This is a genomic window from Paenibacillus rhizoryzae (assembly GCF_059686995.1).
In genome coordinates, this window is record NZ_JCAALT010000002.1 from 666388 (window position 1) to 687261 (window position 20874).

19 protein-coding genes are annotated in these 20874 nt (G+C 51.4%); 2 read left to right on the forward strand and 17 right to left on the reverse strand.

What is annotated here, in order from left to right; translation table 11 throughout:
- Positions 1 to 8: 8 nt before the first annotated feature.
- The 3 genes from AC6ESO_RS08085 to AC6ESO_RS08095 form a co-directional block, all read right to left on the reverse strand.
- The gene (locus tag AC6ESO_RS08085) at positions 9 to 1517 is read right to left on the reverse strand and encodes a spore germination protein (protein WP_497091074.1); all 1509 of its coding nucleotides are present in this window, start codon (positions 1515 to 1517) and stop codon (positions 9 to 11) included.
- A 232-nt stretch (positions 1518 to 1749) separates the two neighbouring features.
- Positions 1750 to 2046 carry a WGxxGxxG family protein gene (locus AC6ESO_RS08090; RefSeq protein WP_497090935.1) on the reverse strand — a complete coding sequence of 99 codons (297 nt, stop codon included), beginning with the start codon at positions 2044 to 2046 and terminating at the stop codon, positions 1750 to 1752.
- Between the two features lie 119 nt (positions 2047 to 2165).
- Entirely contained in the window at positions 2166 to 2378 is a 213-nt protein-coding gene (locus AC6ESO_RS08095) for a hypothetical protein (protein WP_497090936.1), read from the reverse strand.
- Positions 2379 to 2577: 199 nt separating this feature from the next.
- Between AC6ESO_RS08095 and AC6ESO_RS08100 the strand changes: the two genes are divergently transcribed.
- On the forward strand, positions 2578 to 2661 hold the full coding sequence (locus AC6ESO_RS08100) for a putative holin-like toxin (RefSeq protein ID WP_495461898.1): 84 nt from the start codon (positions 2578 to 2580) through the stop codon (positions 2659 to 2661).
- Positions 2662 to 2908: 247 nt separating this feature from the next.
- On the opposite strand, the gene AC6ESO_RS08105 is transcribed toward AC6ESO_RS08100, so the two are convergent.
- The 9 genes from AC6ESO_RS08105 to AC6ESO_RS08145 form a co-directional block, all read right to left on the reverse strand.
- Positions 2909 to 4255 (reverse strand): ABC transporter substrate-binding protein, encoded by a 1347-nt coding sequence (locus AC6ESO_RS08105; protein ID WP_497090937.1) that lies wholly within the window; start codon positions 4253 to 4255, stop codon positions 2909 to 2911.
- Complete coding sequence (locus AC6ESO_RS08110) at positions 4248 to 5798, reverse strand: ABC transporter substrate-binding protein (RefSeq protein ID WP_497090938.1); 1551 nt, start codon at positions 5796 to 5798, stop codon at positions 4248 to 4250. The genes AC6ESO_RS08105 and AC6ESO_RS08110 overlap by 8 nt, the downstream gene beginning before the upstream one ends.
- Positions 5795 to 6373: an RNA polymerase sigma factor gene (locus AC6ESO_RS08115; protein ID WP_497090939.1), complete on the reverse strand. Its 579-nt coding sequence runs from the start codon at positions 6371 to 6373 to the stop codon at positions 5795 to 5797. Before AC6ESO_RS08115 ends, AC6ESO_RS08110 begins: the two co-directional genes overlap by 4 nt.
- A gap of 237 nt (positions 6374 to 6610) precedes the next feature.
- The gene (locus AC6ESO_RS08120; protein ID WP_497090940.1) at positions 6611 to 7546 is read right to left on the reverse strand and encodes a TauD/TfdA dioxygenase family protein; all 936 of its coding nucleotides are present in this window, start codon (positions 7544 to 7546) and stop codon (positions 6611 to 6613) included.
- A gap of 202 nt (positions 7547 to 7748) precedes the next feature.
- Positions 7749 to 9014: an MFS transporter gene (locus AC6ESO_RS08125; RefSeq protein ID WP_497090941.1), complete on the reverse strand. Its 1266-nt coding sequence runs from the start codon at positions 9012 to 9014 to the stop codon at positions 7749 to 7751.
- A 25-nt stretch (positions 9015 to 9039) separates the two neighbouring features.
- Positions 9040 to 9456: a GIY-YIG nuclease family protein gene (locus tag AC6ESO_RS08130; protein WP_494818068.1), complete on the reverse strand. Its 417-nt coding sequence runs from the start codon at positions 9454 to 9456 to the stop codon at positions 9040 to 9042.
- 45 nt (positions 9457 to 9501) lie between these two features.
- Positions 9502 to 10266 (reverse strand): DUF2087 domain-containing protein, encoded by a 765-nt coding sequence (locus tag AC6ESO_RS08135; RefSeq protein ID WP_497090942.1) that lies wholly within the window; start codon positions 10264 to 10266, stop codon positions 9502 to 9504.
- 161 nt (positions 10267 to 10427) lie between these two features.
- Positions 10428 to 10613 carry a ribosome rescue factor BrfA gene (brfA, locus tag AC6ESO_RS08140; protein ID WP_497090943.1) on the reverse strand — a complete coding sequence of 62 codons (186 nt, stop codon included), beginning with the start codon at positions 10611 to 10613 and terminating at the stop codon, positions 10428 to 10430.
- Between the two features lie 226 nt (positions 10614 to 10839).
- Positions 10840 to 12063, reverse strand: a complete 1224-nt coding sequence (locus AC6ESO_RS08145) for an MFS transporter (RefSeq protein WP_497090944.1) — start codon at positions 12061 to 12063, stop codon at positions 10840 to 10842.
- A gap of 236 nt (positions 12064 to 12299) precedes the next feature.
- Between AC6ESO_RS08145 and AC6ESO_RS08150 the strand changes: the two genes are divergently transcribed.
- On the forward strand, positions 12300 to 13343 hold the full coding sequence (locus tag AC6ESO_RS08150; RefSeq protein WP_497090945.1) for an efflux RND transporter periplasmic adaptor subunit: 1044 nt from the start codon (positions 12300 to 12302) through the stop codon (positions 13341 to 13343).
- Positions 13344 to 13411: 68 nt separating this feature from the next.
- On the opposite strand, the gene lacZ is transcribed toward AC6ESO_RS08150, so the two are convergent.
- From lacZ to AC6ESO_RS08175, 5 genes are all read right to left on the reverse strand, one after another.
- The gene (lacZ, locus tag AC6ESO_RS08155; protein WP_497090946.1) at positions 13412 to 16531 is read right to left on the reverse strand and encodes a beta-galactosidase, LacZ type; all 3120 of its coding nucleotides are present in this window, start codon (positions 16529 to 16531) and stop codon (positions 13412 to 13414) included.
- A gap of 153 nt (positions 16532 to 16684) precedes the next feature.
- Entirely contained in the window at positions 16685 to 17857 is a 1173-nt protein-coding gene (locus AC6ESO_RS08160; protein WP_497090947.1) for an ABC transporter permease, read from the reverse strand.
- Entirely contained in the window at positions 17823 to 18554 is a 732-nt protein-coding gene (locus AC6ESO_RS08165) for an ABC transporter ATP-binding protein (protein WP_497090948.1), read from the reverse strand. The genes AC6ESO_RS08160 and AC6ESO_RS08165 overlap by 35 nt, the downstream gene beginning before the upstream one ends.
- Positions 18554 to 19978: an efflux RND transporter periplasmic adaptor subunit gene (locus tag AC6ESO_RS08170; RefSeq protein WP_497090949.1), complete on the reverse strand. Its 1425-nt coding sequence runs from the start codon at positions 19976 to 19978 to the stop codon at positions 18554 to 18556. Before AC6ESO_RS08170 ends, AC6ESO_RS08165 begins: the two co-directional genes overlap by 1 nt.
- The gene (locus tag AC6ESO_RS08175) at positions 19975 to 20673 is read right to left on the reverse strand and encodes a hypothetical protein (RefSeq protein WP_497090950.1); all 699 of its coding nucleotides are present in this window, start codon (positions 20671 to 20673) and stop codon (positions 19975 to 19977) included. Before AC6ESO_RS08175 ends, AC6ESO_RS08170 begins: the two co-directional genes overlap by 4 nt.
- Between the last annotated feature and the right edge of the window lie 201 nt (positions 20674 to 20874).

Consider the following 20874-nt stretch of genomic DNA (forward strand, 5'->3'; position numbering starts at 1 on the left):
AGGTGCCGCTATGGCGCAGGTTTTTGCGGAGGACGCTTCTTTTGCCGTTTCCGGTTATTCGGACTAATCATGTGCTGACGCGTAATGAACGTCCATTGTGGCAATCGGAAAATATTGTCCTTCTGATCCTCCAAGATTAACGGCGCGAACGGCGCCAGATAGGGTACGCCGAACGAACGCAGGCTGCAAAGGTGCAGTACCATGATAATGACGCCTATCAGGATGCCGTACAACCCGAAGGAAGCGGCGAGCATCATCAATACAAAGCGAGACATCCGGATCGAAATGCCCATATTGTAAGAAGGAATGACGAAATTCGAGATCGCCGTGATGGACACGACGATGACCATCGCCGGGCCGACCAAGCCCGCTTCCACCGCTGCTTGGCCGATGACGAGCGCCCCGACGATCGATACGGCCTGCCCTACCGTTCGTGGCATGCGAACGCCGGCTTCCCTGAGAATTTCGAAAGTCACTTCCATCAGAATGGCTTCGACGAACGCAGGGAACGGGATCCCTTCCCGCTGCGCTACGATGCTGATTAGGAGCGGAGTCGGAATCATTTCTTGATGAAAGGTTGTGATCGCGATGTATGCTGCCGGTCCGAACAATGCTATGAACGTGCAAACGTACCGAAGCATCCGAAGCAGCGTGCCGATGTCCGCGCGTTGATAATAATCTTCAGCCGTTTGCATGAAATGCGTGAATAAGGCAGGCACGAGCAGTACGAAAGGCGTTCCGTCGACGATAATGGCCACCCGCCCCTCTAACAGGCCGCCAGCGACCGTATCTGGACGCTCTGTATTGTAGATCGTCGGAAACGGCGTATATGTCTCATCTTGAATCAACTCTTCGATGTAGCCGCTCTCCAGAATCGCATCAATGTCTATCCGATCCAACCGGAAGCGGACTTCTTCCACGATCTTGTCGTCCACGATCCCTTTTATGTACATGATGGCAACGTCCGTATGCGTCACGGAGCCGACTTGTCTCGTCTCCAGCCACAATCGGGGATCTTTGATTTTGCGCCGGATCAAAGCGGTATTCGTACGAAGAGTTTCGGAGAACCCTTCCCGCGGACCCCTGACGACCGACTGGGAGCTAGGCTCGGTCACGCCCCTGTCTCTCCACTCATTCGTACTGGCAATGATTCCTTCTGAATAACCTTCCACGAGCACCGCGGTTTCGCCAGATAAAACTCCGTGACAGAGTGCTTCAAATTTGAACGCAGACTTGATATCGCCGATCTTGAGCATATACAATCGGATCAGTTCCAAGGGTTCGGTCACGTCTGAGAGCTGGTGAAACGCCTGCGTCTCTCCGCTGTCGGCAAGCAGCGACTCCAGCAGGTCCTTCGGGTTGGCAAGCCCGTCGACGTATACGATTGCGGCCGAATGCGGCTGCAGCTTCGTCATGATTTTAAAATTGCGAATGACAAGATCGGTACTGTTGCCAAGCAGGGACCGGATGACGCTCAAGGTGACTTCAAGCTCCGTGTTCAATTCATGCTTAGCCATGTCCTCATATATATACTGCAAGGTTAACCACCCAATTATAAACAGATTACCACCTAATATCTCCATAAACCCTATACTTCAAACTTTGACAGTCGAAGCGGTTAAAGATGAAGACTATACAGGAAAAAATCACTAATTAATGCCTAAGTCATATTCCTTTCTTATTGCATATAAAAAGCCGCTCAATAAAGAGCGGCCAATTTCACTGCATTAGGGAATGCTAGTTTAATGCTTAACGTGCTCCATCGCGTTCACGATTGCGGCTTCTCATTCCTGCTAAGCCAATTAATCCAAGAAGCCCTAACCATCCCCAGTCAAAATCATTATCGTTATCAGATAATGCTGTGGCTCTGTAATTTCCTCCATTATTTAAGGATGTCGTATTGTAATTGTCGGTATTATTGGCTCGAACCCCAGTTGATGACATTCCGTTTCCATTTGTTGTTGTTCCTGTCGCACTTACTGCACCCATTCCAAACATCAAAGCAAAGCAACCAATAATTACAAATGTAGATAGTGTTTTTTTCATTTACCATCACACCTTTGACTTAGATTTTACTGCTATACAAAGTTTATCCTCGATGTAATATTTTATCCGAATCCTTATATCGGCGGACTTGGGTCCACCTGATTAAAATCAGAAAATCCTTATGGTTTCAAAATAATCTTGCTTGCGTTGTCGATTTTTTCCAATAGTGTCTTCTTGGAATCCAGTCCAACAGCGTCGATGACGACGTCCGCTCCACCTCCCGTGCTTTCCTGCAACTGGCCGAGAAGGTCATCCGATGCCATGAAGTTGAACACCAGAAGCTCATTGACAACGCTTCTTTGAAGGAGTACGAACGATGGCGCGCCTTGCAACGTTATCTTCTCTCCAGTCGGCTTATTTGTTAGTATGTCATCCCTGCTACTACTACCTAACCTCCTAGCCTAGGACTATCCTACTCCCAACTTGTACCAAAATAAGCATAGACGAACGAACATGTGTTCGCTTATAATAAAGAAGCGATGAATGGCTTGCAAGGGCGGTCGGCTATTCTCCCGGAAGGGAGGTGATGCCATGGAGATACAAGACGCGATCACGCTGATGTTTACGTTCGGCATGTTTATTCTCGCGCTGCTATCTTACCTCAAAAAAAAATAGACCGCCCTCTCGCGAAGGTATGCGGTCTACTCTAATCTCATATCTTGATTCAGCCTTCCGCCCTTAAAAGCGGTTAATCGCGCCGGGAGTCGGTTGCCGCCGACTCTCTTTGCCTGTTACGTTTCTTTGCCAATATAATACCATATTTGCTCAGGAGTTGAACATATGCATTTCGTAAATGAGACCCTTAATTGAGCAGGCTGAATTTGTCTTGACTAAACTTACCAGTATCGCTAAGAGCTCCAAACTATGATTTCGGCTTCGCCGCATCCAACAGCGCCTGGCCTTCCTTCTGCACAGCCCCAATACATTCGTCTACGCTCTTCTCGCCATTCACGGCTGCTTTCACTTCTCGATCCTCAAGCTGCTGGAACAGCCCCATAAACTTGGGATCATAACCTTCGAGCGAATAGCTTTGATCGATGCTCGGAAGCGTCTCATACAGCTCTGCCAGCACGGGATCATGATCGTATTTCATATAGGACCTGCGCGTTGGCATGCTGTACTGGTCCTGAATACCTGATTTGGCCTTGGCCACATAATCACTAAGCATAAATTCGATGATTTGCCATGCAGCATCGGCATTCCGGGCGCCTGCCGGTATCGCCATATAATCATAAACGCCTAAATGGACGGATCTGCTCGTTTCGATGGAGCTCACCGGCGGCGTAACCATACCCGTTTCGAACTTCATGCCTTTGATACTGTTATAGCTATCGATTGTCATCGCAGACTTGCCTTTCTTAAACAAATCTGCTTCATTCGCGGCATCCTCATCGAACATCAGCGTACCATCGACCATATCCCCTTTGACATCCTGCATCATGAAGGTGCCATTCTTATAGAGATTCACGACGGTTGCGAATAAATGCCGCCATGCAGGCGTGTCTATCGTCACTTTACCCGTTTTGTAACTGTAAGACTGGAGCCCTTCCGAGCTAGACAGACTGAGGAGTAAGCTATTCGGCATACTGCTGAACGGCTGGTGATAGCCGACAATTCCGTCCTTGCGGCTGCCTGCTCTCGCAAATTGGCTGGCCAGCTGCATCACATCCATGATCGTCATGCCGTTCCGGGGCAAATCCACCATGTATTTGTGAAACAAGTCAGCATTGTAATAGAGAACCGAGGCTTGGAAGGAAGCGGCTAACGCGAATAAATTCCCGCCCCCCTCACGCTTGATTTTATCGATCATCCCTGGATAGAAATCTTCTGCTTTCATGCCGCTCGCTTGCAGCCGTACCGATAAATCCTCCAGTAAGCCCTGTGCCGCCAATCCGGGATACTGGCCTGAGTAGCCAAGCAGCACAAGGTCCGGTTTCTCTTCCTTCAGCTTCTTCTCGTATTGCTTCGCCGTTATCGGTTTATAATTCGGCTCCATCTCGATGAGCTCAACCTGGAAATTCGGGAAAGCAGCGGCGACAAAATCCCCAATCGTAAAGGAATAGCTGCTCTTGGTAGGCAGCGCAATACGAATGACTTCTTTCTCATTACCGGACATCCTTTCATCCGCCATACAGCCGCTTAGCATGAAACTAACCGCCAGTAAGCAGATGAGGCAGACGAATGAAGACCGACGTATTGGACTACTCATGTGCCTGATCACCCTTTCCGGCCAGCCTCGCTTCGAGCGTGCTTTGCAATTCATCAAGCGCTGCAGCAACGGACTTCGTTCCTATCACAACGGCCTCCATCTGTTCACCGCCAAGCGTATACAAGGCAGCATCCAGCTCCCCCTTCGCTCGATTATCGTAAGCCATTCTATAACCTTCAGCTGCTTTTGCCGGATCAACCTTATTCTCATAGAATGCTTTCCAGTGCTTGCTTTCCTTCTCATCCATGACCGACTTATCTGCCAATAAAGTGCTGAATAGCTGCGCATTCTCAAGTCCGCTACGCCAAGAGCCGCCTATAATAAACGAAATCAGCTCCCAGACCGCATCCTCTTGGGTTGAAGCAGCATTGATCGCATACACGGTATTCGTGCCCAAAAATGACAATTGGTTAGTGGCGGATGAGTCCACGCGAAGCGGAACTGCCGACCAATTCACTTTCATGACTCCCTCATACTTGAAATTCTCCAAGTTCGAATAGAAGTAGCTCGGTGCAATCATCATCGCTATTTTGCCTTGAGCAAACGCATCATTCTTGCCCATATCCTTCATCGTGATGCCGTTCTTGCCGTAAACTAAAGGCTTCTGCTGCGTGATCCAGCCTTCCTGAAATCCAGCCGCGACCGACTGCCAAACCTGCTTCCATGCGTCGGAATTGACAGTGGCCTCGGTCTTCCCATCACTGCTCTTACCAAAGGTCTGCAGTCCTGATACTTGTCCGAAGAATTCGGTCAGCGCAAATTTATTGTCACGGTCGAAAGCTCCGAGTCCGCTAATCCCCGTACCTTGGAACCGTTTGGCCAGCTGGAGAACCTCCTCCGGCGAAACCTCTCCTTCAGGCAGTGGAATTCCTTGCTTGGCAAAAGCATCCTCATTAATATAGAGCGCCGTGGTATTAAAATCTGCCGGCAGTCCATACAACTCCCCGCTTCCGCCAAGCTGCCGCAGCAGTTCAATTAATGGCGCATAGAGGGCGCCAAGCTCAAATTTCCGTTCCTTCACAATCGTATCCAATGACTTAAGCTTTCCGTCTGCCGCCAGCTCCTTAAACAGCTTCAAAGGAAGCTGCAGCATGTCCGGCTGCTCCTTATCCATCCAAGCTTGAAACAGATCGGGATCATTATATAAATCTCTGGGAGCATCGACCATATTCAGCTTCACGGATGGGTGACGAATAATGAACGGCCGCTTGATCTGATATTCGATGCTGCCATCCTGCGCAAACTGATGGATCTTAAGCGTATATTCCCGGTCTCCCAGCGGATCACCAAGAAGTGCGGCCGGAATATTCTCGGTCGTATCCGGTTTCAGCAGCTGCTTCACATCATCGCGGAACCACCAGCCGCAGCCGAGTAGGAGTACGAGGCTCATTATAGCTGCAACCGCGCGATAGGGTGTCCTTCTTTTCTCATTTTGCATATGAATGCGCTCCCTCACTTTATGCTCAAGTTCTGAGGTGAACCCATTCTTTACGGGAGGTTTCCCTGCAAGCTTATGCTCCCAGCTGTTTAACGGTTCCTTCATGTCCATTCTTCCTCCCCAGTCCACTTCGCTTCTTGGGTAAGACTGCGATTAACCGCAGCTCGAGCACGATGGAGTCTGGACTTCACCGTACCGACTGATACGTGGAGCATGTCCGCCATTTCTTGCATCGAAAGTCCATAATGGCTGCTCATCAGCAGCACTTCCCTCAGCTTCTGCGGCAGCTTCAAGACAACCGCCCATATTTCCTCGGTCATCAGCTTATCGAAGCTTTCCCGCTCCGCCGATGGCGAAGTTTTCTCTTGTGGACGGACGATCCCTCCGAAGAAGGTCACACGTCTGATCCATGCCGACCGCAGCACGTCGCGCGCCGTGTTGCGTGTAATGGCCAGCAGCCATGTTTTGATCGACGATTGCCCGCGGAATTCATAGAGCTGTTGAAACACCTTTACGAATACATCTTGGGAAATATCATCGGCCAGCTCTCTGGATCGTGTGTAGAAGAAAGCGAAATTCCAAACGTCTTTGCCGTACGCCGCCATAAGCTCATTCAGCACCGCATGCCGGTCTAAGCCGCCTGTTACATGCTTCAAGTAATCAAACTGCAAGTCGTTCACCTCATCAAGTAGACGATAGAGTGCCGGAATGGTTCCCTATTCAATCCGGAAAATATAAAACGATGATTTCGTTCGCAATTGGTATAAAGTACCACCACATTATACACACGTATGAGCGGCAAGTAGAGTATATTTTCTGCAAATCGAAAGAAGCCCCGGCAGCAAGAGCTGTTTCCAGCTTCTCGCCACCCGAGGCTTCCAGGCTCTATACTTCCAGGACGCTAATCGCTATCGGTCTTACGCAGACTCTCCCGCTTGTTCCGCCGGACCCACCTTCTTGCGGGTAACACTTTTCCGACCATCAATGCTTACAGGCACATCGCCATCGACCGTGACGCGCCGCACAACACGGTGCTGATCGCCATAGTCGTTGACCGCATAATGCTGCGTCGCCCGATTATCCCAGATGACGACATCCCCTTCTGCCCAGCGCCAGCGAACGGTGTTCTCGAGTTTAGTAACATGATTTTGCAGCAAGGAGAACAATTGAGCGGAGTCAGTTGAAGACAGCCCCAGGATACGCTTCACAAAATGTCCCAAAACCAGCGTCCGCTCCCCTGTTTCCGGATGTACGCGTACAAGCGGATGCTCCGTTTCATATAAAGTGGACACGAATACTTCGCGGTATCTCGTCTCCGCCTCTTCATCTATAGGTCTGCTCCGATACGCGGCATAGTCATATTCATTGGAGTGCACCGCCCATAAACCATCGACCAGCTTCTGCAGCTCTTCAGGCAAATTGCTATAAGCTGCTGCCGTATTCGCCCAGACCGTATCGCCACCGTACTCCGGAACAACGACTGCCCGTAGTATGGAGGCTTGCGGATAAGCGTCCACGAAAGTAACGTCCGTATGCCACGAATCGGCACGTCCGCCGTGGTTGGAGTTGAGCTCCAATACATAATCGGTTCCCTGCTTGATCGGCACCGTCGGGTGAGCAACAGGATCGCCAAGCAATTGGGCAAAAGCTTCCTGCCCCGCATCATCCAGCTGATGCTGCCCGCGGAAGAAAATAACCTTATGCTTCAGCAGCGCTTCTCTAATGAAGCTAACCGTTTCCCCATTCAGATCGGAAGAGAGTGTAACCCCTCTAATTTCCGCACCGATTCTACCTGCTACCGGACGTACCTCGAACGATTGACCAATGATTTCGTTTTGTTCTACTTGGCTCATGTTATTGCCTCCTTGGAATTGTTTTGGATGCGATGACAGGAAAAAGTGATAAAAAAAAGAGACGCACTCATCTCTCGATGGCTGGTCTCTCTCCGGTAATCCGGTGGATTAAACTATTATTTTCCTATCGACTTACTATGATTTATACAAAATAATACCTGCTGACCCTTTCGGTGTCAACAGATATTTGGTAAATTTTTCTTTAAGCGGATACACTCGTTGCAGCAGGTTCAGGCGACTTCTGTTTAAAGAGCGGTACCAGCGACAGTACTCCGGCTAACATTAATAATCCGGACATGCTGTAAATCGTGGTCAGCGGAAGGAGCGTCTTGAGCGGTCCCGCCAATGCCATCATCAGCACCATGGCTCCCATGTACATTGGACCTAGTGTGCCGCTCACGCGTCCGATAAATTCAGGCGCCGACCATTTTAGCATAATCGTATTGATCGAGATATGAACCATTGGGAAAATCATACCCATGATTAATTGCAGTGTCAGTGTGAAAGGTACGCTCATAGAGAAACCAACGCCAACTGTACCGGCCGCGCTTACGCCTAAGGCGAGCGCCAGCATCTTTACCGGTGACATTTTCTTCGAAATGACCGTAATAAATGCACCGCCGATCAACATGCCAATCCCGCTCAGCATGAGTACATATTGCAGAAATTCCTTCGGTTGGCCGAGTCGTTCCGTTACGACAAACAGTCCCAGCGTTTGAGCAATCCCGCCCGACAAACCTGCCAGAGCAAATGTGATGCACATGGTCCGAAGTACGCGGCTGCTCCACACATAGCGTAGTCCTTCCACCATTTCCGTCATGACGGAGGTTGGCTTCGCTTGCGGATCACGCATCAATGCTTTATCTTGCGGGAGTCGGAACAGGATAAGCGCCGATAAGAAACTGGCAGCTCCCATGACACCTATGGAGACATGAATGCCGTAGTTTTGGAAAACGATTGTTCCTACAGAGGGTCCGGCAATTAAGAACACCGCCATAAGCGTTTGGAAAATACCCATCGCGCTTTGCAGCTGCTCTTGCGGTACATGCTGCTTGAACAGCTTCATGGATGAAGGTGCCGAGAATTGAGACAACGTCGCGGATAAGAACGTGGCAAAATATACGGCCGCCCATGATTCATATACAAGTGCGATCAGCACCAGCACAACGGATGCAGCCGACATGAGATCGCACCAAATCATCGTTCGTTTCGGAAGCCAGCGGTCCGCGAAGGTGCCTCCAATAAAGGCGAATAGGAAAATCGGCGAAAACTCCGCAACGGAGATCAGAGACACCGCAATAGGATCGTTATTGGTTTGATCCGTCACATATAATAGGATGGCGAAATTCCGCACCCATATTCCAATTTGCAGCATCATATTCGACATGAGTATCGTTTGAAAAAAGCGGTTCCGCAGCAACGGAGTTTGGGCTGTTGTACCCGCAGCTGCTGCTTGGTTCGTATTCATTTCGTTCATAACTCCTTATTCGGTTCTATTTGGGCGGACGGTTGTAACCGTTCGGTTCGTACGGCTGTAATTCATCAAGCCACTTCTTCTCCAGTCGCTTGAGGGAGTCACGGTAGTTCATTAAAGCATTGCGATCCACGATTTCCGTGCCGGGAATGAGCGTATCTTTGTAATCATTGCGTACTTCTTCGCCAAGATTGAGCTGCTCTAATACTTCGTATCGGAAGTCCGCGCCTGCCTGCGCTCTGTACTCCTCTTGAAGCGCAGAGTTCATATGTCCGTTCATGTCGAGCGAGAACTTCTGGCGCGTCCATGCGGAATCAAGCGTCGGAGATGAGGCAATATATCGTTTGCCATTCCGTTCATTGATAATTTGAAACACGCCCATCGCGCGCTGTTTCATCCCATATTCATTCTGTAATTCCTTACGTCTGTTCATCATTGTAAATTCCTCCTTCAGTCATTCCCATTCATGCTATAAGCCAGCTTACACGTTAAGCCAATATACGCTTCCGTCACTCTCGCGGTCTAGAAAACCATAATCGACCAAGTACCTTCTTAACGTCACATAATCTTCCTCCATGAACCGCTTGAGCAGCTCATTGACCTCAACTTCCTTATACTTGCGGCCTTTCTTGAAGCTCGTTGCAATGTGTCTAAGCAGCGCTACCTTCCGTTTCTCCTTACGCGGCAGACCCGTGAGCGGCCCGGCTAGCCCTTGCGGTAGATATTTGTTTAACAGCGCTTTGTACTCATCATGCGTGATCGCGAAACGCTCATCTACAAGAGGTGCCGTCCGGTGCACCGGAACAAACTTTGCGCCTTGCGCCAGACCGCCGTCCATCAGCTCCATGATAGCGAGGAAGAGCTTTGCCTGCTTCGCTTTCTCTTTCAGCGCAAAACGGTGATTTCGGATCGTCGACGCACTGCCGCTGCCGGTCTGCTTCACAATATCTGCATCGGACGAGCCCGATGCGAATGCGCTGATGAGTTGTTTCTGTAAATCGGTTAGACCGGTTGCCTTCTTATCTAGTTCCAGAAGATAGTGAAGCATGGATCCATGTGAGCTGGCGAGATGCTTGGCAACCGCCTTATGTGCCTCCATCAGGCGATTATCAATGGAATAGATGATGCCCTCTTCAAATTGTTCCCCGCAAACTAAGCAGTAATAGCTATCTGATTCCCCATGGTATACATAACCTTGCTTCAGCTCGGAGAGCGATGCGTTATAAAAGGATTCTGAAATGTCCATAGCAAACAACTCCATCATTCGTTTGATAATTACCTAGATAATATATCATTTTGTTTGGTTAATTTCAATAAACGTTTGTATGGCAACAAGATGAAACGGTTGGCTCAGTCCTGACAGCAGGTGAAGTTCCGATATAAAAAAGAATGACGATGATCCAATCTTTAAGCTGCTGCAGCAAGCTTAAAGCCTCGATCATCGTCATTCTTCGGATACGCATATTTCCGTTTGTCCGGCTTCACCTTCGTCACCGGTTTCACACCATTCCAACTTCCTCTTTGCATTCTCGGGTCCATTCCGCCTTGCTGCAGCTTCTTCTCCCGCTGCTTACGCGCCGTACTCTTCGCCATGCGTTATGCACGCTCCTCATCTAAGTTTGAGACTGCCGCCGCTGCTATAATTACCGGAAGCTCTTCTCTAGCTTATACGATTCGGGTACTTCGTTTCAAGGGGCGGATGTATGGATTGCAGGCAGCACGCTAACGAACCGTAGGGGCCTTATTTCAGCAAAATGTTGCGGTTTGCATTAAGGCCCGTAGGTTCGTTAGCGCGAAAAGCTGCCGAACTTGCGGGTACCTACGCAGCCTCGCGCCGATCGGGCGGCAGCAGGATCGCTAGCAAGCCGATCATCGGGAGTACGCTGGAATAGTTCATCACATGAATCAGCCCCCAAGCTTCAGCGGCATGCCCCAGGATGATGGCGCCGAGCGCTCCCATCCCGAATGCGAATCCTGTAATGAGCCCTGACGCCATGCCGACGTTGTTCGGAACGAGCTCCTGCGCGTAAACGACGCTGACAGAGAAACCGGACAGCAGGATGAAGCCAAGCACGAAGCTCACCGGATACACCCATCCGATAGACACATGCGGCAGAAGCAGCGCGAACGGTGAAGCACCGCCGATCGAGAATATAATCATCCGCTTGCGGCCGATCTTATCCGCCAGTACGCCGCCGAAGAAGGTGCCAAGCACACCGGCAGCCATAAAGATGAAGATCGGCACTTGAGCTGCTTTAACCGATAGTCCGTACTTCTCTACGGCAAAGAAGTTATAGAAGTTCGAGATGCCGCTGACATACCACGATCGCGAGAATACGAGCAGAATCAATATCGTCATGGCGAAAATGATTACGCCGCGGCTCTTCCCTGCCGCACCATTCTGAGTTGCCGCTCTAGCTGATTTCTTAACCGGCTTCCCATGCTGATCCAGCTGCCCTTTGTACCAAGGGACGACACGTAATAGAATGGCAATAGCCGCAGCAGCCAGCAGTGTTCCCCAGATCGCACCGGGCTGTCCGAGCGGCAAGAAGATAAAAATCGTCATCAGCGGAGCCAGCGAGCTCCCCGCGTTGCCGCCAACTTGATAGATGGATTGCGCCAAGCCTCGGCGTCCACCAGCAGCAAAATAGACGACACGCGAGCCTTCCGGGTGGAATACCGCTGAGCCCAAGCCGATAAACACAACCGCCCCTATTACGGAAAGGAAATTCGGCGCATAAGCAAGACCGGCCATCCCGAGCAGGCTAAGTCCCATTCCGATCGGCAGCATCCATGGCATCGGCCGCTTGTCCGAGAAATAGCCCACGACAGGCTGCATGACGGATGAAGTCATATTCAGCGTAAAGGCAATCCAGCCCATTTGCCCATAGCTTAGATGTAGTGATTTTTCAAAGACAGGAAACAGTGCGGATACGACAGCCTGCATCGTATCATTCAATAAATGCACGGCACTGATTGCAAACAAGATAAAATACAGCGTACCGGTTTGCAAAACAGCTGTCCGTGATGAAGCTGTAGCCAAACTAGCCAACCACCTTTCTCAAAAACAACCTGATCACGATGCGATAAGTTGAATCTTAGTCTACCTGCAAACCTTAGCATAATCGCTATGGAGTGACAATTATCCATTCTTAAGCAAAATTCCCAACTAATATTTGGAAATGTAATCGTTGACATCGCTATACAGGGCCGTTATTCTTTTTATAGTAGTGACGCTTGTCCTTCCATTAAGTGCCCATTATGAGGGGAGATTATCTCGTGCCGAAGTTTCGTATTCATCGTACTTCCATTTCGTTGCTGCGCATGTCACTCATAGGATCGTTAGCCGCTCTGATGCTTAGCAGCTGCTCCTTGCTGCCTGCTGAAGAAGAGTCGCTTCAGCCTCCTATTCTAAGCAAGAAAGAAGAAATTCATGAAACAGAAGCCGTCAAACGCGGCAATATGGAATTATACTTATCCTCGACTGCAACCGCTTCCTCCGATACCAACCAATCCGTCTCGTTCCTGGAATCCGGTGCGCGCTTGAAGAAGCTGTACGTGCAGCCCGGGGACACCGTGAAGGCCGGCGCACCGATTGCCGAGCTCGATACCGGTGATTTGCCGCTCCGGATTAAACTGCAGGAGCTAACCGTCGAACAGCGTACGCTTAGTTACTCCGATGCCGTAAAGAGCGGCGATAAAGAAGTGGAACGTCTCGCTCACATCGACCTGGAGAAAGAACAGCTTCAACTGGATGCCCTGCGCAAGCAGTACCAGAAGTCGCTCCTTGTCTCTCCGGCTGACGGATTAATTACGTATTTGAATGAGATTAAGCCCGGTGAAACCGTTGAAGCGCTGCAAACGATGGCGATCATCTCCAACCCGAATAAAGTAAACTTCATCTACGAGGCAACCGACGCTTCCAAGATCGCCGCCGTGAAGAATGGCATTGAGGTGGACGTTACGGTCGATAAGAAGACCTACAAGGGAACCGTTATCCAAACGCCGGCTACTGCACCCAAGAGCGATGTCGATGCCATTAAACGGCGCAATGCCAGAGCGCTCATCATCTCGCTTGATGCACCGAAGCCGCAGATCGAGATCGGTAAGCTCGCTGACATTAAGCTGTTTATCGAGAAACGAAGCAATGTCCTCATTATTCCGCGCGGCAGTTTAAACAGCATGTTTGGACGCAATTACGTGAAGATCATCGAGAATGATCGCATTAAAGAAGTTGACGTTGACGTCGGCCTCAAGACAAGTGCCGAAGTCGAAATTAAGAAAGGGATCGACGAAGGTCAGAAGGTCATCGTCGATAACTAATAACAGAAGCGTCCCGTGCGCTTGGTGTATGAACTTCATACACCATGCAGCACGGGACGTTTTTTTACTTATTTGCCTTGCAGCGTGAAGGTGAACGCATAAGTCTTGTTCGCCTGCAGCAAATATTGCGGATGCGGCATCGCGCCCCAGCTGTCATCCCCGCCTACACCCATTTGCTTATAGTTGATCCGTACAACCGTTTTATCGCTGGCAGGCAGCTTATAAACATGATCATGCGCCTCAAGCTCAAACGGTGTATACGGCAGCACGTTCAGTTCAAATGACGGTACACACATAATATGGAGCGCCGCTCCGGAACCATTGCCAATAGTGGCATGGCGTACGCCCATCTTGTTTCCGCACTCTTGCGGACGCAGATACGGAACGAATTGCTCAGCCGGTTTACCTTGGTACAACCCAAGCTTCGCACTGCCTTGGCGATCCCAATACGATTCATGCGGCCCTCTGCCATACCACTCCAGGTTCTCGAAGGAGCCATCCATGACGAGCATCATGCCGATTTCCGGAATTTCCGGCAATCCTTCTCCCGGTGCCAGCTGCTGCAGCACTTGGATCGCACCATTGCCCATAACCGTGTACGTAATGGAGCAAGCCGATTCCACGGTTGTCGGCAGCAGGTAGTCCGCGTGCACGATTACCCGGTCAGCAAGCGCTTCCCACCGGAGAGCGCGCAGTATGCGTTCTTCGCCAGCGCTCCGCCAGGTTGCGCAGCGTTCGTGGTGTTTGTTGCCGCGATCATTGTCGGTGTACGCGCGCCAGAAATTAGGCGCAACCGCGCTCTTCAGCAGCTCCGTTCCGCCAACCTTGTAGGACACGAGGCTGCCGGTCGTTTTATCGAAGCCGGCTGAGAATCCTGCCCCTTGTACAGCCAGCAAATCAGCGAGCTCGTTCACTTCAACAGCAGCGCCGCTCTCCACGCGCACAGCGCCTACATGCGCTGGTGTAGAAGCAGCAAGGACGAATTGTTCGAACGCGACTTCATGTCCGGCAGGAGCCCATTCTGCAGCCTCTGTCGTGACGAAGCTGATGGTCAATACCGCTTCACCTGCTTGTTCCTCGCGAGCCGGCAGCGGGATTGTAATTTCTTGAGCTTCACCCGGCGCCACAGAAACAGTCAAGCTGCCCTCAGCCGACAGCACGCCATCAAGCGCAATCGACCATTGCAGCAAATAAGCATCCAAATTCGTAAACAAGTTCTTATTGTGAATCCGGTACAGACCTTGTTTGCCGTCCACTTCGGTAATCCCGATATTCTGGTAGCATTTCTTTACTTCCAGCAATTTCGGCGAGATGGAACGATCCGCGAAAATCAACCCGTTTCCGCAGAAGTTGCCGTCATGCGGCTGTTCTCCGAAGTCGCCGCCATAGGCCATATAGGAGACACCGTCTTCTCCGGTTGTCCAGATCGCTTGGTCTACCCAATCCCAAATAAATCCGCCCTGCAGCACCGGATACTTGTCGAACAGCTCCGTGTAAATATGCAATCCGCCGCAGGAGTTGCCCATGGCATGACTGTATTCGCACAGGATATAAGGTTTCTTCGGACGGTGATCGTGAGCATACTCGGCCAGCTTATGCGGCTTCGCGTACATGAAGCTCTCGATATCCGTCGCATCAGACGATTCTCTCCACATCGTGACGCCTTCATAATGAACGAGACGCGACGGATCTGCTTCGCGAAGGAAATCATGCATTTTGACAAAGTTATCGCCGCCAAAAGATTCGTTCCCGAGCGACCAAATGATGATGGACGGATGGTTCTTATCCCGCTGCATCATGGAGTTAGCCCGATCCAGCACATTCGCTGTCCATGCCGGGTTACTAGCCGGCACGTTATGCGGCAGCAGCTCCAATTGATCGTACGCCCAGCTGCCGTGCGTTTCCAGATTCGTCTCGTCGATGACGTACAAACCATATTGGTTGCACAGTTCATACCAGAGCGGGTGGTTCGGGTAATGCGAAGTCCGAACGGAGTTGATATTATGAGATTTCATCAATTTTACGTCTGTAATCATATCCTCCAGTCCGAGCGCACGGCCGGTATGACAGGAGAATTCATGACGGTTGGTTCCTTTAAACACAATGCGCTGTCCGTTGATGAGCATGAGCCCATTCTTGATTTCGAACTTACGGAAGCCCGTTTGCGTGCTGATCGTCTCCAGCTGCTTCTGCTCGGCATCCCTCAAGCTAATGACAAGCGTATAGAGGTTCGGCTGTTCTGCGCTCCATTTTAGCGGATTGGCTACTTGCACGGAGGCTTCTATTTCAACTTCCGCCTCGCTGCTGCCAAGCGTTGTCGTTACAACTATAGGCTGTGCCAGAACCGGCTGCTGCTTGCTGTCGTACAGCTGTGCTTCAACCGTTACCGTCCCGAGATCGGCTTCCCAGTAGTTCATAATGCTTGCTTTCAATTTAAGCTCGGCATCGCGGTACGCATCGTCAAGCTCCGTCGTGACGAAGAAGTCGTAGATATGCGCTTTCGGCGCCGTATACAGATACACGTCACGGAAAATGCCGCTCATCCGCCAGAAATCCTGATCCTCCAGCCAGCTTGCATCGCACCAGCGATACACTTCCACGGCAAGCTTATTGTCGCCCGCACGCAGATATGGAGTCAGATCAAACTCGGCAGGCGTAAATGTATCCTCGCTGTAACCGACCAACTCGCCGTTCACCCAGACGTAGAAAGCGGATTCTACCCCTTGGAAGCTGATAAATACAGGCTGGCCCTGCCATTCGTCAGGCACTGTAAAGCTGCGCACATAGGAACCAACCGGATTGTATTTTGTCGGTGCAAAAGGAGGCTTCAGGTCCGGCTCCGATACTTCCCACGGATAACGGATATTCGTATATTGCGGGTAATCGTAACCTTGCAGCTGCCAATGGCCCGGTACGGCGATTTCGTCCCAGCTGCTTGCATCGTAATGATCCTCGTAGAAATTGGCAATTCGATTGGACGGTGTTTCGGCAAAAGCGAATTTCCACTTCCCGTTTAGCGATAAGCTGCTGCGGGATGCGTTGCGGTCGCCTTTGAGCGCTTCTTCTATAGAATCGAAGGGCATTAAAGTCGCATGCGCCTTCATTCGGTTCAATTCAAAAATCTCTGGGTTATTGTTCCATTCCGGATAACCGTTCGCCGGCGGTGTATAAGTGAATTTCGATTTCAACGCGAGCACCTCTTTCTAGTAGTAGACATCCATAAGGCTACTTTATCGGAGTTGAATCCCTATCGTAAATATAATAAATAGGACAGCCGGGATATAAAAAAGAGGAGGGCAAACGAGAAGGCCTCCCTCTCGCTTACGTACTCCTCTGATGTGCTATTCAAAACGAAGTGCCTCGATAGGCCTCAAATTGGATGCTTTGTTCGCCGGGAACAGGCCGAACACAACACCGATGAAAACCGAGAATCCGAATGCCAAGCCGATAATCGGCAGTGACAGGACGACCGTCATGCTCATCGCCTTGGATAACAGCTGCGCGGCCCCAACGCCGATGCCCACGCCGAGCAAGCCGCCCAGTCCGCTTAAGGCGATGGCCTCAATAAGAAACTGGGTTAGAATATCCCGCTTCTTCGCGCCAATCGCTTTACGAATTCCGATCTCCCGCGTCCGTTCGGTAACGGATACGAGCATAATGTTCATGATGCCGATACCGCCAACGAGCAGGGAAATCGCCGCAACGCCGCCAAGTGCCAGCGACAACGTATCCGAGATGCTGCTGAAGGAATCCAGCAGATCCTGCTGGTTGAAGACGCGGAAGCTGTCCGTATCGCCGCGGAACTTCTTCGTGAGCGCCGTCTCAAGCTCTGTTACGACGGCATCCATTTTGTCGGCATCCGCCACTTGGACGTTGATTGTTTTGACCCCTTTGGATTTAAACAATCGCTCCGCCGTCGTGATCGGAATGACCACCACTTCATCGTTAGAGCCGGTCAGCGAGCTTCCCTTAGAAGCCAGCACGCCCACCACTTTGTACCTGACCCCGTTTATCAGAAACGTTTGCCCGACCGCGTTTGATGTGCCGAACAGATCCGTCGCCGTCGTCGAACCGAGCACCGCAATCTTCTGATAGTAATCGAGGTCGATTTGCGCTACGAACCGCCCTGCCGCTACATTATATTCCTTCACATCCAGGTAGTCTTCCGTCGTCCCTACTACGCTGACTGACGTACTCTCGCTTCCGTTCTTCACGGTCGCGTTCGATTGATTGATTGGAGCGGCGAAAGCGATGTCGTCCTTCGCCGTAATTTCTTCCGCTTCCTTATAGTCCACGGTCGTCTTGGAGCCGCGCCCCGTAATATTGACAGTGAGCAGGTTCGTGCCCAAGCTCTGCACCTGATCGGTGACCTGCTTCGTTGTCCCTTGGCCGACACCGACCAAAGCAATGACGGCCGCTACCCCGATAATGATGCCCAGCATCGTGAGCAGCGATCTCATTTTGTTGGAAAGGATGCTTTTAGCCGCCATTTTGAAGGCTTGACTGACGTTCACGTCTCTCACCGCCTTCTTCACTGATTTGACCATCTTGAATGCGTACAACCCGCCGCGCTTGCTGCGAAATCGCCGTATCATGCGTGATGAGGACAATGGTATGCCCTTGCTTGTTCAATTCCTGCATTAGCCCCATAACCTCAACCCCGGTGCGCGTATCGAGTGCTCCGGTCGGCTCATCGGCGAGCAGTATGGGCGGATTACCCGCTAAAGCTCTTGCGATGGCTACGCGCTGCTGTTGTCCGCCGGACAGCTCGCTGGGCTTATGTTTAACGCGCTCTTCCAGCCCAACCTTGGTGAGTGCTTCAATGGCCTGTTCCTTGCGCTGCTTGGCAGGGACACCTCGGTAGATGAGCGGAAGCTCAACATTTTCAAGGGCCGACAGCTTATTGAGCAAATTGAAGCCTTGAAAAATAAATCCGATCTTGCTGTTGCGGATCTCAGCGAGCCGGTTCTCCCGAAGTCGGCTCACCTCCTCGCCATCCAGCCAATACTTGCCTTCGGTCGGCGCATCCAGACAGCCGATGACATTCATCAGCGTCGATTTGCCGGAACCCGACGGGCCGATAATGGCGATAAAATCACCGTAATCGACCTTCAGCGAAATATCGCTGAGCGCGTGGACGGTTTCCCCGCCCATTTTGTACAATTTGGATAGGTTCTCGATATGAATGAGTGGTTCGCGTTTGGCTTCCATTAGCGTGTTCCTCCGCCGCCGGTGCCTCCACCGCCTCCACCTTGAGTACCTCCGGTACGTTGTGTTGCACCGGTACGTTGGAATCCTCCGCCGCCACCGCCGCCGAAGCCGCCTGCTCCGCCAAATCCGCCGAAGCCGCCAGGAGCAGCTCCTGCGAAGCCTGCCGGCGCCCCGGTCGTACCGTTTGAAGCTACAACAGTCGGCACGACAACCTTGTCCCCTTCTTTAAGTCCGGACAGAATCTCTATGAAGTCTTCATTATGAATGCCGACCTGAATCATTGTCGGAATGCCATTACCGAAGCGGCTGCTTGCTCCGTTTCTGCCACCTGCACGACCTGCGAATTGACCGCCGCCGCCTGCCGGAGGAGTAAATTGGCCGCCGCCTTGACCTTGGCCTCTGGATTGTCCCTGACCTTGCGATTGCTGATCGCCGAATCCCGCTTTATCGGTCGTTGCATCTGTTTTGCTGCCGCCTGTTGTGTTTTGTCCTCCTGCAGCATTGGCACCTGCCGTTTGCGTGCCCGCTGGTAGCATAACCATGTAGCGTTTGCCTAACGATTGAACCGCATCAATCGGAAGCATGAGCGTATTTTCTTTCTTCTCGATCTCGATGCTCGCTTCCGCGGACATACCGCTCTTGAGATTTTGCGCTTTATCTAAGGCCACTGTAACATCGAATGATGCTACTCCGTTGCTCGCTGTACCTTCGTCCGCGATTTTGACAACTTTTCCTGTGAAGGTCTGATCAGCTAATGCTTCCACGGAAATCGTTGCACGCTGGCCTTCTTTGACCTTGGCAATATCGAGCTCGTCGATGCCAACGACCATTTGCAATGAGGCATAGTTTGCGATTGTCAGAATTTCAGTGGACGGATTCAAGGAGTCCCCTGCGCCAATCGATAACGTTGTAACTGTGCCATCGATTGGCGCCGTAACCGTGCTCCCTTCTTCGCTTTCTTCCAAGTCGGCAATCGATGTTCTGGATTGCTCGATCGCGAGCTGTTGTTTCTTCAAGCTTAGTTTAATGTTGGAAATGTCGCCTTCCTCCGTCGCTGTTTTCAGCTTGGACTGTGTATCCTCCAAGTCTAGCAGCTTGCTTTCGAGGTTGAGCTTTTCCGATTTGATTTTGTCGGAGTTGTCCACGCCTTCGATCGTCAGCAATACATCGCCTTTCTTGACGATGTCGCCTTCTTTCACGTTTACCTTCTCAACAGTACCTTGCTCGGTCGCTTTAACCGTTTGTTTGTCGAGCGGGGCCAAGCTGCCTGTTCCGCTCACATGCACCTCAATCGTGCCTTTTACCACCTGGGTTGTAGATTGTACTTGTGCCAGCGGCTCCTTCTTGTCTCCCATTCTCATATAAACCACAACCGCGGCCGCAACTAGCAGCACACCGATTCCGAGCAGCCACCATTTTCTCATTGCCCGTTTCCTGCCTTTCCTAGGGATTCCGGATTGAACCGGAGCGAAATATATTGCGCCGTCTTGTTGTCGGAGGCCAACCATACGGTGAGGATGTCGCCTTCTTTCAAATCCGTGGTTTGGAGCGTTTTCGTGCTCATTCCGTCCTGACCGCGGCTAATCGTTTCGATTTCCGTGTCGGCGTCGACCCCCACCGTTGTCTGCGCATCTTCAAACTTCATCTGATCCATGAAGCCTGCGCCTCCGCCGAATCTGCCACCTTGGCGCTTGCCGCCTTCGCCACCTTGTGGGGCGTTTGCAGCTGCGCCATCAGCTGATGGCGCGTCGCCTTGCGGGGCGGTGCCGTTGCCAGCTTGGGGAGCATCGCCCTCTGGAGCGGCGCCGTTGCCGGCTTTGCCCTGTCCGTCCCGATTCGGGCGCCCGCCACCGCCGCCACCGAATCCGCCTCCGCGCGGCATATCCGCCGGATTTAACGTTGACTTCTGCACAATAATCGCATCGCCGGACACCTTCACCACTTTAGCCAAAAAGTCCGCTGTCCGATCCGGCTGATTCAAACCGGCGCCTCTAAAACCGCCAACAGCCGCTTGTCCGTTATTAGTCGGCTGCTGCTCGTCGTTTTGCGCGCCGCATCCCGTCAGCATCGCCGTCAGCAGCATCGCTGCGGCCATTAATTTCAAACTGGAACGATCCATAAGGTTAGGATTCCACCTCTCTATTTGTTCTCCGCTATTCACAATAGCACGCATAAATGAAGTCCATATGAAGAGAGGTGAACGGGTGGCGGCGACGATGAGTGCACGCTTGGTGGGAGATGAGAGTGAGAGTCGGGTTTCCCGACTCTCGCGCTCCGGCGCGGACAGGATTCGGTTAGTTTGGGGGCTGAGAGTCTTATT

Excerpts from the sequence above, each read along its gene's own strand:
- AC6ESO_RS08110 (WP_497090938.1), bottom strand. The coding sequence starts at position 5,798 with ATGAAGGAACCGTTAAACAGCTGGGAGCATAAGCTTGCAGGGAAACCT.
- AC6ESO_RS08170 (WP_497090949.1), bottom strand. The coding sequence starts at position 19,978 with ATGAGAAAATGGTGGCTGCTCGGAATCGGTGTGCTGCTAGTTGCGGCC.
- AC6ESO_RS08090 (WP_497090935.1), bottom strand. The coding sequence starts at position 2,046 with ATGAAAAAAACACTATCTACATTTGTAATTATTGGTTGCTTTGCTTTG.
- AC6ESO_RS08135 (WP_497090942.1), bottom strand. The coding sequence starts at position 10,266 with ATGGACATTTCAGAATCCTTTTATAACGCATCGCTCTCCGAGCTGAAG.
- AC6ESO_RS08175 (WP_497090950.1), bottom strand. The coding sequence starts at position 20,673 with ATGGATCGTTCCAGTTTGAAATTAATGGCCGCAGCGATGCTGCTGACG.
- AC6ESO_RS08100 (WP_495461898.1), top strand. The coding sequence starts at position 2,578 with ATGGAGATACAAGACGCGATCACGCTGATGTTTACGTTCGGCATGTTT.
- AC6ESO_RS08120 (WP_497090940.1), bottom strand. The coding sequence starts at position 7,546 with ATGAGCCAAGTAGAACAAAACGAAATCATTGGTCAATCGTTCGAGGTA.
- AC6ESO_RS08105 (WP_497090937.1), bottom strand. The coding sequence starts at position 4,255 with ATGAGTAGTCCAATACGTCGGTCTTCATTCGTCTGCCTCATCTGCTTA.
- AC6ESO_RS08125 (WP_497090941.1), bottom strand. The coding sequence starts at position 9,014 with ATGAATACGAACCAAGCAGCAGCTGCGGGTACAACAGCCCAAACTCCG.
- AC6ESO_RS08130 (WP_494818068.1), bottom strand. The coding sequence starts at position 9,456 with ATGATGAACAGACGTAAGGAATTACAGAATGAATATGGGATGAAACAG.
- brfA (WP_497090943.1), bottom strand. The coding sequence starts at position 10,613 with ATGGCGAAGAGTACGGCGCGTAAGCAGCGGGAGAAGAAGCTGCAGCAA.
- AC6ESO_RS08085 (WP_497091074.1), bottom strand. The coding sequence starts at position 1,517 with ATGGCTAAGCATGAATTGAACACGGAGCTTGAAGTCACCTTGAGCGTC.
- AC6ESO_RS08165 (WP_497090948.1), bottom strand. The coding sequence starts at position 18,554 with ATGGAAGCCAAACGCGAACCACTCATTCATATCGAGAACCTATCCAAA.